This is a genomic window from Roseateles sp. YR242, assembly GCF_900109745.1.
In the GTDB taxonomy this organism is placed as follows: domain Bacteria; phylum Pseudomonadota; class Gammaproteobacteria; order Burkholderiales; family Burkholderiaceae_C; genus Roseateles.
In genome coordinates, this window is record NZ_FOAV01000007.1 from 37731 (window position 1) to 53194 (window position 15464).

Consider the following 15464-nt stretch of genomic DNA (forward strand, 5'->3'; position numbering starts at 1 on the left):
GGGAGACCGATATGCGGCTGCTTTCCGATCTGCGGGTAGGTTTGCGTCTGGGCCTGGGCTTTGGCCTGCTGCTTCTGCTGATGTTGGCGATGGGCGTGTTCTCCGTCAGTCGCGTGAGCACGGTGGAGAGCAAGGTCGAGGATCTGGCGACGAACTGGCTGCCCAGCACCCAGCAACTGGCCAGCATCAATGAGTTGCTCAACCAGATGCGCCGGGCCGAGCTGCAGATGCTGCTGGGGGGTGATGCCAAGGCCTTGCAGGACGAGGCCAACCGGCTCAGTACCCAATGGGGGAAGCTGCCGGATCTGGTCAAGGCCTACGACCTGAACGTGGACAGCCCGCGTGAGCGCGAGCTGTTCGATGAGCTCAAGCGGCGGATCGAGGCCTACCGGGGGGTGCAGAACCGTCTGGTGGCGCTGATCACGGACAACCAGCACGATCAGGCCATGGCGCTGCAGCGCAGCGAATCCCGGACCGCGTTCCGCGCCACGACCGAGTCGCTGGGGCAATTGATCCAGATCAACGATGAGGGCGCGAAACTGGCGCATCAGCATGCCCAAGAGAGCTATCAGTCGGTGATCTGGGCCATCTGGTCCATGGTGGCCGTGGCGATTGCCTTGGGTGCGGTGATTGGCTGGTTGCTGACCCGCTCTCTGACGCAACCTTTGCAGCAGGCTTCGCAGACGGCGGATCGCATCGCCGACGGTGACCTGACCGATGTGGTGATTCCCACGCGCAGCGACGAGCTGGGTGACCTGCTGCGAGCGTTGGGCCGGATGCGCGAGGCCTTGCATCGCTCGGTGTCTGCCGTGCGGGACAGTGCGCACCAGATTGCCGAGGCCAGCCGGGAGGTGGCGGTGGGCAGCACGGATCTTTCCGCGCGCACCGAGCAGACGGCCTCGAATCTGGAGCAGACCTCGGCGGCGATGCATCAGCTGACCGATGCCGCGCGCCAGAGCGCCACATCGGCGCAGGAAGCCAGCAGCCTGGCGCGGGAGGCCGCTGGTGTGGCCCAGCAGGGCGGCAGCATGGTGGGCCAGGTGGTGGACACGATGGAAGGCATCCAGCAGTCCTCCCGGCGCATTGCCGACATCATCGGCGTGATCGACAGCATCGCTTTCCAGACCAACATCCTCGCGCTGAATGCGGCGGTGGAGGCTGCACGGGCGGGCGAGCAGGGGCGGGGCTTTGCGGTGGTGGCTGCCGAGGTGCGCACCTTGGCGCAGCGCAGCGCGCAGGCCGCGCGGGAGATCAAGTCACTGATCACCACCTCGGTGGAGCAGGTGGAGAACGGCTCGCGCATTGTGGGCAACACCGGCGACACCATGACCCAACTGGTCCAGGCGGTGGACCGGGTGAGCCAGCTGATTGCCGAGATCGCTGGCAGCGTTGGCAGCCAGACGCAGAGCCTGACCGAGGTCAACGCCGCCGTCACGCATCTCGACGGCATGACCCAGCAGAACGCCGCCCTCGTGGAGCAATCCGCCGCCGCCGCCGAGTCCTTGAAGGACCAGGCGGCACGGCTGGCGCAGGTGGTGGGAAGGTTCAGGCTGGCGGGGTGATCCGGCATGCAGACACATCGACAAGACTCGTGCTGCTGATAAGCCTTTTGAACTGCGAACCGTATTGAGAGGTCGAGTGACTGAGCGCACCGGTGAGCCAGGCACAAAGCGTTGTCCGACTCCCTATAGGTCTTGGACAGGCTTGGTACACGCTTATGAAGTTCAAACGGTTTGCTCTTCAAACGCTTGCTGCGGCCCTTGTTATCGGCGTGGCTGGCTACCTAGTTTTTAGGCAGCCCGGTGTGCGCGACATGCAAAAGACCATTGAGACCGCCATTCTTGAGCAACGAACCCTGGCAACGCGCAAGCGTTGATCCAATAAAAAACCCGGCTTGAAGGCCGGGTTTTTGGTTCGACGAGGTGCAGCCTCAGCGCACGCCGTGCATCAGCTTCTTCATCCACGGATTCAGCAGCATCAGCAGCAGCCCGGCCCCGATGGGGATCAGCGTGAAGATCAGGAAGAAGATCGACATCGAGTAGGTCTCGGAGATCTTGTCGATGTATGCACCGCTGAAGCCGGCCAGCCAGTTGGCGACGGCAGCATTCACGAACCAGACGCCGAACATCAGGCCCAGCAGGCGTGCAGGTGCCAGCTTGGAGATGTAGGACAGGCCCACCGGCGACAGGCACAGCTCACCCATGGTGTGCAGCAGGTACGCCAGCGTCAGGTAGACCATGCTGATCTGCGCCGTCTTGGCGCCCTGCGGAATACCGGACGCACCGTACGACAGCGCCGCAAAACCCAGCCCCAGCAGCACCAGACCCAGGCCGAACTTCACCGGGCCACTCGGGTTCCAGTAACGCGCCCACATCTTGGAAAACATCGGCGCCAGGATCACCAGGAAGAAGGAGTTCAACACGCCAAACCAGGTGGCCGGGATCTCCGACTGGTCAAAGCCGAACTCACGGCCCAGCATCCACAGCGCCAATGCCCAGATCAGGCCCAGGGCCAGCACCAACAGCAGGTTGGACGTCAGGTACCGCTTGCCGGTGCCGCGCATCAGCTGGATCAGCAGCGCACTCAGGATGGCCACCGGGATCAGCGTCATCAGCGAGTTGGCGATCTTGAAGATCGTGCCACTGGTGCCCACCAACGTGCGGTCGGTGTAATCCGCCGCGAAGATGGTCATCGAACCACCGGCCTGCTCGAAGGCAAACCAGAAGAAGATGGTGAAGAACGAGAACACGCAGATGGCGATCAGGCGGTCGCGCACCACGTTGGCCGGCGTGTCGTCCGTGGCTGCCGCCGCAGCGGCGGCCGTCTTGGTGTTCTTGTCCGGCGGTGCACCGATGTCGCCAAAGATGCCCTGGCCCAGGTAGAACTGCAGCGCCCCCAGCAGCATGAAGACAGCGGCCAGGCCGAAACCGAAGTGCCAGGAAATCTTCTCGCCGATGTAGCCGCACAGCGAGATACCGAAGAAGGCACCTGCGTTCACGCCCATGTAGAACAGCGTGTAGCCACCGTCACGTGCGCCTTCGTTGTCCTTGCCATACAGCTGGCCAACGATGGCCGAGATGTTGGGCTTGAACAGGCCCGTGCCCAGGATCACCAGGCCCAGACCCAGGAAGAAACTGACCCGGGTGTCGAAGAACAGCGAGATGTGGCCCGCCGCAATGATGAAACCGCCCAGCACCACCGCGCGGCGTGTGCCCAGGATGCGGTCGGCCAGGTAGCCACCCAGAATGGGCGTCAGGTACACCAGCATCGTGTACCAGCCATACAGGCTGGTCGCTTCCTCACGGGTCCAGCCCCAGCCGCCCTTGGCCACCTCGGAGATGAGGTAGAGCACCAGCAGCGCACGCATGCCGTAATAAGAGAACCGCTCCCACATTTCTGTGAAGAACAAGACGAACAGGCTATCCGGTTGGCCGAGGATGGTATGCGGCAGGCCGGGGGTTTGAATTTTGTTCAAACGTCGCTCCGTGAAGGATCAAGAAGAACGGTGCCGCTGGGACCCTCAGGCGATCTTTTCGATCACTGGGGCCGCCAGCGGCAGGCGCGCTATTGTCCGAGAAAAGCCGCGCCGAACAGGTCTGCTGATATTAGGGGTGGCCCTAGGTGCTAAAGGTCAGGGATGAGGAAATCAGGAGGCCGGGCGCTCCTCGCGCAACAGGCGCAAGCCGTTGAGCACCACCAGCAGGCTGGCGCCTGCATCGGCCAGCACCGCCAGCCAGAGTGAGCCCAGCCCGGCCAGGGTGAGTGCGGCCACCACCACCTTCAGGCCGAGTGCCACCACGATGTTCTGTGTCAGCACGCGGGCGGTCCGCCTGGAGAGATCCAGCAGTGCCGGCAGTTGCGTCAGGTCATCCCGCATCAGCGCGATGTCGGCGGTTTCCAAGGCGGTGGCGCTACCGGCGGCCCCCATGGCGATGGCGATGTCGGCGCGGGCCATGGCCGGGGCGTCGTTCACGCCGTCGCCCACCATGCCCACCGGCCCCTGGGCCGACAGCGAGGCCACCGCGTCGAGTTTGTCCTGCGGCAGCAAGGGCGCGTGCACGGCCGCCTCAGGCAGGCCCAGACGGGCAGCCATGGCCTGGGCGCTGGCGCGGTGGTCGCCGCTGAGCATCACCAGGGACAACCCCCGGGCCTTCAGCGCGGCCAGCGTGGCGGCAGCGGCCGGACGGGGCGTGTCTGCCAGCGCCAGCAGGGCCAGCACGGTGTGGTCTCGCATCAGCCAGACGAGGGTGTGTCCCTGGGCCTGCAAGGCAGCGGCTGCGGCGCGGGCCGGCTCGTTCATCGCCCCCTGCTGCTCGGCCAGGCGCTCGTTGCCCAGCGCATATCGGTGTTGATCGAGCTGCCCGATGACGCCCAGGCCGGGGTGATTCTGCAAATGGGCCACCGCGGCCAGTGCGCGCCCCGGCCGCTCGGCCTGCGCCGCCACGATGGCCTGGGCCAGAGGGTGAGCGCTACCCGCATCCAGGCTGGCGGCCAGATGCAGGGCATCGTCCGCGTGCAGGGAGGGATCGAGCGATTGCACCGTCACCAGGTTCGGCCGGCCCTCGGTGAGGGTGCCCGTCTTGTCCAGCGCCAGGGTGCGGAGCTGACGCACGCGTTCCAGGTAAAGCCCCCCCTTGATGAGGATGCCGCGCCGCGCGGCGGCCGCCAGGCCGCTGACGATGGTGACCGGCGTGGAGATGACCAGCGCACAAGGGCAGGCAATGACCAGCAGCACCAGGCCCTTGTACAGCCACTCATGCCAGCCGCCCCACCCCAACAGGGGCGGCAGCACGGCCAACGCCAGTGCGAGCAGCACCACAGCCGGGGTGTACACCGCGGCAAAGCGGTCAATGAAGGCCTGGCTGGGGGCCCGCTGGGACTGGGCCTGTTGCACGGCTTGCGCCATGCGGTCCAGCAAGGTGTGCCCCTTGGTGGAGGTGACCTGCATGAGCAGCAGGCCATCACCATTGACGCTGCCGGCGAGCAGTGGGTCGCCCGGGGCCTTGTCCACGGGCATGGCTTCGCCGGTCAGCGCAGCTTCATTCAGGCTGGAACGGCCTTGCGTCACTGTGCCGTCCAGGGGCACCCGCTCGCCCGGGGGCACTCGCAGCACCGCGCCCTGGGACACCTGTTCCACCGGTTGCCGTGCGAACTGGCCGTCCGGGGTCTGCAGCCAGGCAGTTTCTGGTGCCAACTGCGCCAGCGCACGAATGGCATCCCGGGCACGCGACAGGCTCAGGCTCTCGATCATCTCGGACAAGCCGAACAACCAGACCACCATGGCCGCTTCGGGCCACTGGCCCAGCGCCACCGCGCCGATCACCGCCAGGCTCATCAGCAGATGGATATTGAGCGTGAAGCTGCGCAACGCGATCCAGCCCTTGCGCAAGGTGGGCAGGCCGCCCAGCAGCATGGTGGCCAAGGCCAGCGCGATGACCAGGGGACCGGACTCGTTCCAGCCTGCAAAGGCCAACGCCTCGGCGGCGACGGCCGCCAGGCCGGCGGCGGCCATGCGCCAGCGCAGGGAGGTGCTGATGGCTGGTTGCGCAGCGGGCGGCGGTGCGCTCCGGGCCATGGGTTCAGGGCGCATGCCGGTGTCCGCGATGGCGGCGCGCAACGCGGCGTCATCGGGCAGGCGGTGATGGATGTCCAGGATGCGGTTGATCAGGTCAAACTGCAGGGCCACCACGCCCTCCTGGCGCTGCAGGCGTCGCCGCAGCAGGCCCTCCTCGGTGGGGCAATCCATGCCGGCGATGAAGTAGCGGTGGTGGTTGGTACCAGCAAGTTCCGGCTCGGTGGGGGCCGCCGGTGCGGACGGTGCCACTGCCGCAGGGGCCGGGCCGCCACAGCAGGCGCCACCTTCGTGGGCGTGATGGTGGTGACCGTGGTCATGACCGTGACTGTGATCGTGCGGGTGGGTGTGATCCTCGACCTGCGGGCCGTGGGTGTGCTCATGCTGTGCCATGGGGGCTATTGCACACGCTGTAGTCACTCCAGGGTCAAGCAGCTATGCTGAGCTCATGCGTATTGGCGAACTGAGCCGGTCCACCGGCGTCGATATCGAGACCATCCGCTTTTATGAAAAGAGCGGGTTGCTACCACCCCCTGCCCGCAGCGACAACGGCTACCGGGACTACAGCCACGACCATCTGGAGCGTCTGGCCTTCATCCGTCATTGCCGCGCGTTGGACATGTCGCTCGCCGATGTGTCGCAATTGTTGAGAAGCCTGAACAGCCGGGACCCCGAAGAACTGGTGCAGGTCGATCACCTGGTGGCCTCGCAACTCGGCAAGGTGAGGGCCCGCCTCAAGAGCATGCAGGCGCTGGAGGCGCAACTGGTGGCCCTGCAGAACCGATGTGATGCGGACCACGACACCCATCCCTGCCGCGTGCTGGAGGAACTGGTGGCGGCGGCGCATGGCGAAGCCTGTGCCTGCCATGGCGCAGGGACGGCCGCCGTCGGTGGTGCAGAGTCCCGCCTCGGCCGTGGTATGAAGCTCGCCACATAGAGACACTTCCCTATCCGTGACGTCCTTCGCAGCCTCGCGCTGCGCGCGGTGTGCGAACGGTCGACGTACAGATCCTGGGTCAGTTGCCGATGTAGAGTCCTGAGCCGCGATGCGTTCGCGGGTCGAGCGCCTCCACCATCGACGCTACTCATGCGTGTCTGTTCTCTCTCCTCCGTCAGAAATCGTATTGTTCTCGGCCAGCCGCTGCCCTTCAGCGTGCGGGATGCGGAGCGCATGCTGCTGCTGGCGAAGGGGCAGGTGATTGCCGACCTCGCGCAACTGGATTCCCTGCTGCAGCGCGGTGCCCTGGTCGAGGTGAGTGAACTGGCCGAGGCCATGAAACCGGCCCGCCACGAAAGCCCGTCGGAACGCCTGGCCCGGCTGCCGGGTGAATGGGACCGTGGGCTGCAGGATGTCCGCAAGGCGCTGTCGGCACCGGCCGAGCGGCTGGTTGAAGCGCTGGACAGCGCCACCGACCTGATGCTCTCGCTGATCCACTGTTCGCCGGACATGGCGCTGGCGCACATCGTGCGCCAGCCCGACAACGCGGGCGGGCACTACGGCGTGAGCCACTCCATGCATGCGGCCACGGCCTGCCATGCCGCTGCCCGCTACCTGGGCTGGTCGCCGGACGACCAGAAACGTGCCTTCCAGGCCGCCATCACCATGAATCTGGGCATGCTGGACCTGCAGGCCCGCCTGTCCAGCCAGGTGTCTCCGTTGACACCCATGCAACGCGAAGCGATTCACGAGCATCCCATCCGTAGCGTGGAAATGCTGGAATCCGCCGGCGTGACTGACCCGGACTGGCTGGATGCGGTGCTGCATCACCACGAGGTGCCCGATGGATCGGGCTACCCGCATGGCCTGACCGATGTGGGTGAACTGGCCGAGATGCTGCGTTATGCCGACATCTACACCGCCCGCCTGAGCGCCCGAGCTAACCGCCCGGCGATGAGTGCACAGCAGGCCGGCCGCGAGCTGCACCAGATGGCGGCGCAGAGCCCGCTGGCCGCAGCGCTGATCAAGGCTTTTGGCATCTTCCCGCCCGGCAGCCTGGTGCGCCTGGCCAGCGGCGAGGTGGCCCTGGTGATCCGCAATGGCGACAAGGCGCACCGCCCGGTGGTGTCCGCCCTGACCAATGCCGCGGGTGAGCCCCGCCACCTCCCGGTGACGCGCGACAGCAGCCGCGACGAACACGCCGTGGTGGCCTTGCTGCCGGCCAATGCCGCCCCGATCAGGTTGTCGGATGAGCGCGTGGCTTCGCTGATCACCGGCGTTTGAACAACATCGGAGCCTGTCCAAGCGCTTTCTAGGGCGCTTTCGTGCGCAGACACCCGTTCTGGTCAAAGGCCGATTTAATAAAACGACCAATACTTTCACTCCTCGAACCGGAGGGCGTGTGAGGTGGAACGCGACATTGAATTGCAAGTGGATGGCTGGCGCGCGCTGGTGGCGCCCGACTTGGGCGGCCGGTTGCGGGCACTGACTTCGCTGGAGTCTGGCCGCCGATTTAACTGGATCAAGCAGACCGAACGGCATGCCGATGTGGTGGTGGGCGGTGCGGGCCTGTGGCTGGCTGATCCGCGCGTTCCGGCACAACAGGTCTCGGATCTCCAGTCACCGGCAGGCACGCCGGCCACCCGGGATCCCCAGCTGGCGGCGCTGGACGGGGCATGGCAGCTGACGGAGCTGTCGCCGCGCTGTGTGACGCTGATCCATGGGTACCGCGACCCGGCGGGCGCAGGTGGCGGCTATCAGGCCCACCAGGTGTTTCGTCTCGGACGGGGGCGGTTGGAAATGGCCGTTGCCCTGCGCAACCTGGGGCGTCAGCCGCTGGCGCTGCGTCTGGGGCTGCGCCTGCAGGTGCCGGACGCCTTCAGCAGCCATGTGACGCTGGACCCGTCGATGGCGGGCTTTCCCCGCCCGGCGCGCGGCGCTGGTGTTGCGCTGGACCGTTGGCCCGGTCAGGCCACCCTGTCCATGGCGGACGGGCGCCAGATCAAGCTTCGTCTGGCCGGTTCGCTGCCGGCCCTTACGCTGCAGCGCCACCCGGAGCGCCCGTGGATGACGCTCACGGCCTTGACCGAGGCCGGGCCGGGTTGGTCGCTCGCCCCCGGTGAGGAATGGGCGGTGTCCATGGTGTTGGACCTGCTGGCACCGGACGACTGATCGCGGCGGGGCGCGCCGACGCAGGCGTGCCGCCGGTCGCGCCTTCAGATGTCCAGCTCGTAGTCGATCGTCAGCGGCGCATGGTCGCTGAAGCGCTGGTCCAGGTAGATGGCTTCGCGCTTGGCCAGGTGGGCCAGGCCGGGCGTGGCCAGGTGGTAATCCAGGCGCCAGCCCACGTTCTTGGCCCAGGCCTGGCCGCGATTGCTCCACCAGGTGTATTGGTCGGGCTTGTCGTTGAGCAGCCTGAACACATCCACCAGGCCGGTCTCCACCTCCAGCAACCGGGTCATCCAATTGCGTTCCTCGGGCAGGAAACCGCTGTTCTTCTGGTTGCTCTTCCAGTTGCGCAGGTCGATTTCCTTGTGGGCGATGTTCACATCCGCCACCAGGATGAACTCGCGCTCCGCGCGCAGGGCCATGAGGTAGGGATACATCGCCTCCAGGAAGCGGAACTTGGCCAGTTGGCGCTCCTCGCCACTGGAGCCGCTGGGGAAGTAGCAGCTGATCAGGCTCAGTTTGCGCCCGGGCTTGTCAAACCGCTTTTCGATCCAGCGGCCTTCGTGGTCGAACTCGGCGCTGCCGAAGCCGACGATCACGTCGCTGGGGGCCTCCCGCGTGTAGAGACCCACGCCGGAATAGCCCTTCTTCTGCGCGTAGTGGAAATGGCCGGAGAGCTTGTCGTAGCCCGCGAACTGCGATTCCACGATGTCCGCCTGGGCCTTGAGTTCCTGCACGCCCACCACGTCCGCCTGCTGCGGGGGGAGCCAGTCGAAGACGCCCTTGGCGGCGGCGGAGCGAATGCCGTTGAGATTGAGGGTGATAAAGCGCATGGGCGGAAGGGAGTGGTGATCGAAAAGGCGGCGGCAGTATCGCAAACCCGCAGACACGTGGCTGTCAGCAGTGCTCGCTGTGCACCCGAGTCGCGGCCGGTGGCGCGCTGATGCCGTCCGCTCGCTCGCACAACCGGGCCGCATGGCGTACGGGATCGTCCGGTGCGTCGCCCCATCCGGGTACGCCAGGTGCGCCGACCTGGGGAATGTGTCGTTCCCGGCGACCCAAGTGCAGTGTTTCGGCAACAGTCCATGCACCGCCGTGGTGCTTGTGGTGTCGGTTTGATGACGGACTTGTTAGATTCGCCGCATTCCAGTTGGTGATCGCCCCTTTGTGTGCAGTCTGCCAACCAAGTTTTATTGATTTTTGCCCTTTTCTTCTGTTTCCCCCGGAGTTCACCGATGAGTCGAATCGCCACCCAGCGCATCCTGGCACGCCCCGTCCTGCGCGAGGCCGCTGCTGCTGTGTCGCTGGCCGTCCTGGCCTGGCCTGCCTTTGCCCAGGAGGCAGCCCCCAAGGCTGAGAAGAGCCAGCTCGAAACGGTCACCATCACGGCCGAGCGCCGCGTGGAAAACATCAAGGACGTGCCCAATGCGGTGAGCACCATCTCTGGCGAAAAGCTGGACGTGCTGAACTCCAGCGGTCAGGACATCCGTTTCCTGTCCGGCCGCGTGCCCAGCCTGAACATCGAGTCCTCGTTTGGCCGTGCCTTCCCGCGCTTCTACATCCGCGGTTACGGCAACACCGATTTCCGCCTGAACGCTTCGCAACCGGTCTCGCTGATCTATGACGACGTGGTGCAGGAGAACCCGATCCTGAAGGGCTTCCCCGCCTTCGACCTGCGCGCCGTGGAAGTGGCCGCTGGCCCCCAGGGCTCGCTGTACGGCCGCAACACGCCCGCGGGCGTGGTGAAGTTCGAGTCGGTCAAGCCTTCGCAGAAGCTGGAAGGCTACGTCAATGTCTCCTACGGCCGCTTTGGCACCATCAATGCTGAAGGCGCCGCCAACCTGCCGCTGACCGGCGACTGGGCCGCCCGCATCTCGGCCCAGGTGCAGCACCGTGGTGACTGGGTGGACAACACCAGCGCCGGCCCGACCGGCAAGACGGAAGGTTACGACGACCGCGCCGTGCGGGCCCAGGTGCTGTTCCAGCCGCACCGCCAGTTCTCGGCCCTGTTCAACGTGCACAACCGTGAACTGGAAGGCAGCCCGCGCCTGTTCCGTGGCGACATCATCAAGAAGGGCACCAACGACCTGGTGGACGGCTTCGACCCGGAGAAGATGTCGATCAATGGCCGCAATGAGCAGAAGCTGCATGCGACCGGCGCCAATGCCCGTCTGCAATGGTCGTTCAACGACGTGGTGCTGCACTCGATCACCGCGATCGAGACGGTGCAGCCCTTCTCGCGTGGCGATGTGGACGGCAGCACCAACGCCAACCTCACCATCCCCTACCAGAGCGAAACGTCCGATGCCCTGCACGGTCATCGCCAGGTCTCGCAGGAGTTCCGCGCGGAATACAACCCGGCCGGCCCGCTGCGCTACCAGGCCGGTCTGTTCTTCTTTGACGAGAAGTACGAGATCGAAAGCGTCAACTACGACACCGCTGATAACGGTGCCTATTTGAACTCCGCCCGCAGCCACCAGAAGAACCGTGCCTACGCCGTCTTCGGTTCGGTCAACTACGACATGACGCAGGACTTCAAGCTGCGCGGCGGCCTGCGTCTGACGCGGGACAGCAAGGCCCTGTACACCGAGTCCGCTGACCAGGCGCTCGACACCACCTACGGACTGGCGGGCAACACCAAGGACACCAAGTGGACCTGGGACCTGGCGGGCACCTACGCCCTGACCAAGGACACCAACGTCTATGCCCGCGTGGCCACCGGCTTCCGTGCCTCCGCCATGCTGCCGGCTTCGGCGTTTGCGCCGATGAGCCGTACCAACCCGGAAGACACGACCTCGGTCGAAGCGGGTGTGAAGAGCGACCTGTGGGACCGCCGTGCCCGCGTGTCCGCCACCGTCTTCCGTTATGAGACGAAGAACCTGCAGCTGACCGAGGTGGGCGGCGCCGCTGGCAACAGCAACTCGGTGAAGACGGCTCGCAAGGTGATTGGCGAGGGCGTGGAGTTCAACCTCGAACTGCTGCCGGTCGACAACCTGTTCCTGACCATGGGCGGCAGCTACAACAAGGCCACCATTCGGGACAAGAGCCTCGCCGTGAGCGGTTGCGGCACGGAAGCCGACTTCGTGACCCCGCTGTGCACGGTGCTGAACCCGGCCAGCGCCAGTGGCGGTTACCTGATCGACGGCAACCAGCTGCCGCAGGCGCCCAAGGTGGTCTACAACCTGACCGCCCGTTATTCGATCCCGACGGCGGGCGGCAACGAGTTCTACATCTACACCGACTGGGCCTACCGTTCGAAGGTCAACTTCTTCCTGTATGAGTCGAAGGAGTTCACCGGCAAGGCCCTGACCGAAGGCGGTCTGCGCGGTGGCTACATCTGGGCCAACGGCAAGTATGAAGCGGCTCTGTTTGTGCGCAACATCACCAACCAGATCCGTGTGACCGGCGCCATTGACTTCAACAACCGCACAGGCTTCATCAACGATCCGCGTACGTACGGGGTGCAGTTCAAAGCAATTTTCTGATGCCCCCGGCTGTTCGGGCCTAGGGCCCGTCCATCCGCCCCCCGAGGGGGCTAAGGGCCGCCTTGGGACGGCCCGGCGGCGGCCCTCTGCGCCTACCAGAGCCCCGCTTGAACGGCGCTGCGCGCGTTCGGCGCGACTGGATGCAGAGAGGAGTCCCCGCAGGAAGCTCTGGACAAATTGCCGGCCACCTTGGGGCGGCCCCGCGGTGGCTCGCTACGCTCATCGGCCCTCGGTCTCATCAGACACTGCTTGCTACAAGCCCGCCCCCCGCCCGGGGGCGGGCTTTTTTGTGGCGGTGCCACCTACAATCCTGGGCCAGCCTGACTCCCTGATTCCGCCATGTCCGCCACCTCCGGTTCTTCTTCGGCCCCTGCGCTCGACGCCATCGCCCAGGACTTCGTTGCCTTTGCCGTGGATGTCGGCGTGTTGCGCTTCGGTGAATTCAAGACCAAGGCGGGCCGGCTGAGCCCCTACTTCTTCAATGCAGGCCTGTTCGATGACGGCCAGAAGCTGGGACGGCTGGCACAGTTCTACGCCCAACGCCTGATCGCCTCTGGCCTGGCATTCGACATGATCTTCGGCCCGGCCTACAAGGGCATCGCCCTCGCAGCCGCCGTGTCCATGGAGCTGGCCCGCCTGGGCCACAACAAACCCTTCGCCTACAACCGCAAGGAAGCCAAGGACCATGGCGAAGGCGGCACACTCGTCGGCGCCAAGGTGCAGGGCCGCGTCCTCATCATCGACGACGTGATCTCCGCCGGTACCTCGGTGCGTGAATCCATCGCCATGATCCAGGCCGCCGGCGCCACACCCTGTGGCGTGTCCATCGCCCTGGACCGACAGGAAAAGGCGGCAGAGAACGGGCAGGATCTGCCCTGGTCGGCAGTACAGTATGTGCGAGAGCAATTGCAACTGCCGGTGATCGCCATTGCGGGCCTTGCTGACTTGCTTCAGTATCTCGGATCGACCAGCAGCGCCGCCGTATCAGCCCACGCCGCTGCCGTTCACGCTTACAGAGATCGCTACGGAGTCTGATGCGTCCCGCCCTGTGTCCCCCGGTATCCCGCCGCCTTTCATTGACCGATAGCCCGAAGACCGGTGACCTCGCCCCTGTCGGTGGTGCCGTGTCGCTCCTTCTGGTGAGCCTCCTGCTGTCGTCGTCCGCCTGGGCGCAAACCAAGACGTCGCCGGGCGGCATCTATACCTGTGTCACATCGGATGGCCGCAAGCTCACGTCCGACCGTCCCATTCCCGAGTGCGCCGCCCGCGAGCAGCGCCTGCTGAACTCCGACGGCTCGGTGCGGCGTATGGTGCCGCCCAGCCTCTCGCCTGAAGAACAGTCGGTTGCCGATGCACGCAAACGTCAGCTGGAAACCGAACGGGCCGCACAGATGGACGCGGTGCGCCGTGACCGCAACCTGTTGCAGCGCTACAAGGACGAACCGTCTCACCAGCGTGCCCGTGAGGCCGCGCTGGATGACATCCGCAAGGCCATGCAGCTGTCCGAGCAACGGATCAAGGATCTGGCTGCCGAGCGCAAGCCGCTGGTGGAAGAGACCGAGTTCTACAAGGGCAAACGCCTGCCCATGAAGCTGCAACACCAACTGGACAACAACGACGCCGCAGCCGATGCGCAACGCCAGTCCATCGAGAATCAGCGTGCGGAACTGGTCCGGCTGAACCGGATCTTCGACGACGAGCTCAGCCGCCTGAAACGCATGTGGGCCGGTGCTGCGCCCGGCCTGACCGACAAGCCGCCACTGACGGCGCCCGCATCCGCACCCGCCAGCCGCTGAATTCCGGAAGTTTGAGCGTGCCGGAGCACGCTCAAACCGGGGCTGCCATTAGCCTGCCAGCTTCTTCTTCAGCAGCTCGTTCACGGCGGCCGGATTGGCCTTGCCCTTGGTGGCCTTCATCGCCTGGCCGACCAGTGCGTTGAAAGCCTTCTCCTTGCCGGCGCGGAATTCCTCCACCGACTTGGCATTGGCTGCCAGCACCTCGTCCAGGATGCGCTCCAGTTCACCGGTGTCGTTGGACTGCTTCAGGTCCTTGGCGTCGATGATGGCATCGACGTCCGAACCTTCGCCGGTCCACAAGGCTTCGAAGACCTGCTTGGCCGAGTTGTTGGAGATGGTGCCGTCCTGGATGCGCTTGATCAGGGCCGCCAAAAGCGCTGGCGTGATCGGTGCGGAATCGATCCCGCGCTCTTCCGCATTCAGCCGGCGTGACACCTCACCCATCACCCAGTTCGCCACGAGCTTCGGCGCACCACTGCCGTCACGGGCAGCTTCATAGAAGCGGGCCGTGGCCAGGCTTTGCGTCATCATCAACGCGTCATACGGGGGCAGGCCGTCGGTGTCCTGGAAGCGGCTGGCCATGACGGCGGGCAACTCCGGCATCTCCGCACGCACCCGGTCCACCCATTCGAGACCAATCATCAGCGGCGGCAGGTCAGGGTCGGGGAAGTAGCGGTAATCGGCCGCGTCTTCCTTGGTGCGCATGGCACGGGTCTCCCCGGTGTCCGGGTTGTAGAGCACGGTGGCCTGCTGGATGGTCAGACCGTCCTCGATGCGGTCGATCTGCCAGTTCACCTCATAGTGCACGGCGTCCACCACATGGCGGAAGCTGTTGAGGTTCTTGATCTCGCGACGCGTGCCAAACGGCTCGCCAGGCTTGCGCACCGACACGTTCACATCACAGCGGAAGGAGCCTTCCTGCATGTTGCCGTCACAGATGCCCAGCCACATCACCAGGGCGTGCAGCGTCCGGGCGTATTCGGCGGCTTCCGCGCCGGAGCGGATCTCTGGCTCGGAAACGATCTCCAGCAGTGGTGTACCGGCTCGGTTCAGATCGATGCCCGACTGGCCGTGATAGGCCTCGTGCAGGCTCTTGCCGGCGTCCTCTTCCAGGTGGGCGCGGGTGAGCTTGATGACCTTCTTCTCACCGTCCAGCATGAAGGCGATCTCGCCGCCCTGCACGACCGGAATCTCGTACTGGCTGATCTGGTAGCCCTTGGGCAGGTCCGGATAGAAGTAGTTCTTGCGCGCAAAGATCGACAGCGGCGCCACCTTGGCGCCAACAGCCAGGCCGAAGCGGATGGCCCGTTCGACCGCGCCACGGTTCAGCACCGGCAAGGTGCCCGGCAGTGCCAGGTCCACCGCGCTGGCCTGGGTGTTGGGCGCCGCGCCGAAAGCGGTGGAGGAACCGCTGAAGATCTTGGAGGCGGTGGAGAGCTGCACGTGGTTCTCCAGGCCGATCACGACCTCGTAGCCACGCACCAGTTTGCTGTTCTTGTTCATGA

12 protein-coding genes are annotated in these 15464 nt (G+C 65.4%); 8 read left to right on the forward strand and 4 right to left on the reverse strand.

The genetic code is table 11. The features are described 5' to 3' along the window. Positions 1-11 precede the first annotated feature (11 nt). Both BMY53_RS14535 and BMY53_RS25965 read left to right on the forward strand, forming a co-directional pair. Positions 12-1562 (forward strand): methyl-accepting chemotaxis protein, encoded by a 1551-nt coding sequence (locus BMY53_RS14535; RefSeq protein ID WP_092947208.1) that lies wholly within the window; start codon positions 12-14, stop codon positions 1560-1562. Between the two features lie 155 nt (positions 1563-1717). Beyond that, positions 1718-1876 carry a hypothetical protein gene (locus BMY53_RS25965; RefSeq protein ID WP_177200888.1) on the forward strand — a complete coding sequence of 53 codons (159 nt, stop codon included), beginning with the start codon at positions 1718-1720 and terminating at the stop codon, positions 1874-1876. A gap of 54 nt (positions 1877-1930) precedes the next feature. Here BMY53_RS25965 and BMY53_RS14540 read toward each other — a convergent pair whose 3' ends face one another. Together BMY53_RS14540 and BMY53_RS14545 are read right to left on the reverse strand one after the other, a co-directional pair. Further along, positions 1931-3475, reverse strand: coding sequence for a peptide MFS transporter (locus BMY53_RS14540; protein WP_218151241.1), 1545 nt, complete (start codon positions 3473-3475; stop codon positions 1931-1933). Between the two features lie 171 nt (positions 3476-3646). Continuing rightward, on the reverse strand, positions 3647-5965 hold the full coding sequence (locus tag BMY53_RS14545; protein ID WP_092947209.1) for a heavy metal translocating P-type ATPase: 2319 nt from the start codon (positions 5963-5965) through the stop codon (positions 3647-3649). A 55-nt stretch (positions 5966-6020) separates the two neighbouring features. Between BMY53_RS14545 and BMY53_RS14550 the strand changes: the two genes are divergently transcribed. The 3 genes from BMY53_RS14550 to BMY53_RS14560 all read left to right on the forward strand — a co-directional run bounded on the left by BMY53_RS14550 (position 6021) and on the right by BMY53_RS14560 (position 8681). Beyond that, positions 6021-6509 (forward strand): Cd(II)/Pb(II)-responsive transcriptional regulator, encoded by a 489-nt coding sequence (locus tag BMY53_RS14550; protein WP_092947210.1) that lies wholly within the window; start codon positions 6021-6023, stop codon positions 6507-6509. A 150-nt stretch (positions 6510-6659) separates the two neighbouring features. Then, on the forward strand, positions 6660-7793 hold the full coding sequence (locus BMY53_RS14555) for an HD-GYP domain-containing protein (protein ID WP_092947211.1): 1134 nt from the start codon (positions 6660-6662) through the stop codon (positions 7791-7793). Positions 7794-7916: 123 nt separating this feature from the next. Continuing rightward, positions 7917-8681, forward strand: coding sequence for an aldose epimerase family protein (locus BMY53_RS14560; protein WP_092947212.1), 765 nt, complete (start codon positions 7917-7919; stop codon positions 8679-8681). Positions 8682-8725: 44 nt separating this feature from the next. On the opposite strand, the gene BMY53_RS14565 is transcribed toward BMY53_RS14560, so the two are convergent. Then, a complete protein-coding gene (locus tag BMY53_RS14565; protein ID WP_092947213.1) occupies positions 8726-9511 on the reverse strand; it encodes an exodeoxyribonuclease III in 786 nt (261 codons plus the stop codon). 402 nt (positions 9512-9913) lie between these two features. Between BMY53_RS14565 and BMY53_RS14570 the strand changes: the two genes are divergently transcribed. The 3 genes from BMY53_RS14570 to BMY53_RS14580 all read left to right on the forward strand — a co-directional run bounded on the left by BMY53_RS14570 (position 9914) and on the right by BMY53_RS14580 (position 13959). Then, positions 9914-12163: a TonB-dependent receptor gene (locus BMY53_RS14570; protein ID WP_092947214.1), complete on the forward strand. Its 2250-nt coding sequence runs from the start codon at positions 9914-9916 to the stop codon at positions 12161-12163. Between the two features lie 339 nt (positions 12164-12502). Continuing rightward, complete coding sequence (gene pyrE, locus BMY53_RS14575) at positions 12503-13198, forward strand: orotate phosphoribosyltransferase (RefSeq protein ID WP_092947215.1); 696 nt, start codon at positions 12503-12505, stop codon at positions 13196-13198. Positions 13199-13239: 41 nt separating this feature from the next. Further along, positions 13240-13959, forward strand: coding sequence for a hypothetical protein (locus BMY53_RS14580; RefSeq protein ID WP_092947216.1), 720 nt, complete (start codon positions 13240-13242; stop codon positions 13957-13959). Between the two features lie 48 nt (positions 13960-14007). Here the strand turns inward: BMY53_RS14580 and gatB are convergent, their stop codons facing one another. Beyond that, complete coding sequence (gatB, locus tag BMY53_RS14585) at positions 14008-15462, reverse strand: Asp-tRNA(Asn)/Glu-tRNA(Gln) amidotransferase subunit GatB (protein WP_092947412.1); 1455 nt, start codon at positions 15460-15462, stop codon at positions 14008-14010. Between the last annotated feature and the right edge of the window lie 2 nt (positions 15463-15464).

What these genes read in the sequence shown, in the direction of transcription:
- BMY53_RS14535 (WP_092947208.1), top strand. Translation starts at nt 12, where the DNA reads ATGCGGCTGCTTTCCGATCTGCGGGTAGGTTTGCGTCTGGGCCTGGGC.
- BMY53_RS25965 (WP_177200888.1), top strand. Translation starts at nt 1,718, where the DNA reads ATGAAGTTCAAACGGTTTGCTCTTCAAACGCTTGCTGCGGCCCTTGTT.
- BMY53_RS14545 (WP_092947209.1), bottom strand. Translation starts at nt 5,965, where the DNA reads ATGGCACAGCATGAGCACACCCACGGCCCGCAGGTCGAGGATCACACC.
- BMY53_RS14550 (WP_092947210.1), top strand. Translation starts at nt 6,021, where the DNA reads ATGCGTATTGGCGAACTGAGCCGGTCCACCGGCGTCGATATCGAGACC.
- BMY53_RS14555 (WP_092947211.1), top strand. Translation starts at nt 6,660, where the DNA reads ATGCGTGTCTGTTCTCTCTCCTCCGTCAGAAATCGTATTGTTCTCGGC.
- BMY53_RS14565 (WP_092947213.1), bottom strand. Translation starts at nt 9,511, where the DNA reads ATGCGCTTTATCACCCTCAATCTCAACGGCATTCGCTCCGCCGCCGCC.
- BMY53_RS14570 (WP_092947214.1), top strand. Translation starts at nt 9,914, where the DNA reads ATGAGTCGAATCGCCACCCAGCGCATCCTGGCACGCCCCGTCCTGCGC.
- pyrE (WP_092947215.1), top strand. Translation starts at nt 12,503, where the DNA reads ATGTCCGCCACCTCCGGTTCTTCTTCGGCCCCTGCGCTCGACGCCATC.
- gatB (WP_092947412.1), bottom strand. Translation starts at nt 15,462, where the DNA reads ATGAACAAGAACAGCAAACTGGTGCGTGGCTACGAGGTCGTGATCGGC.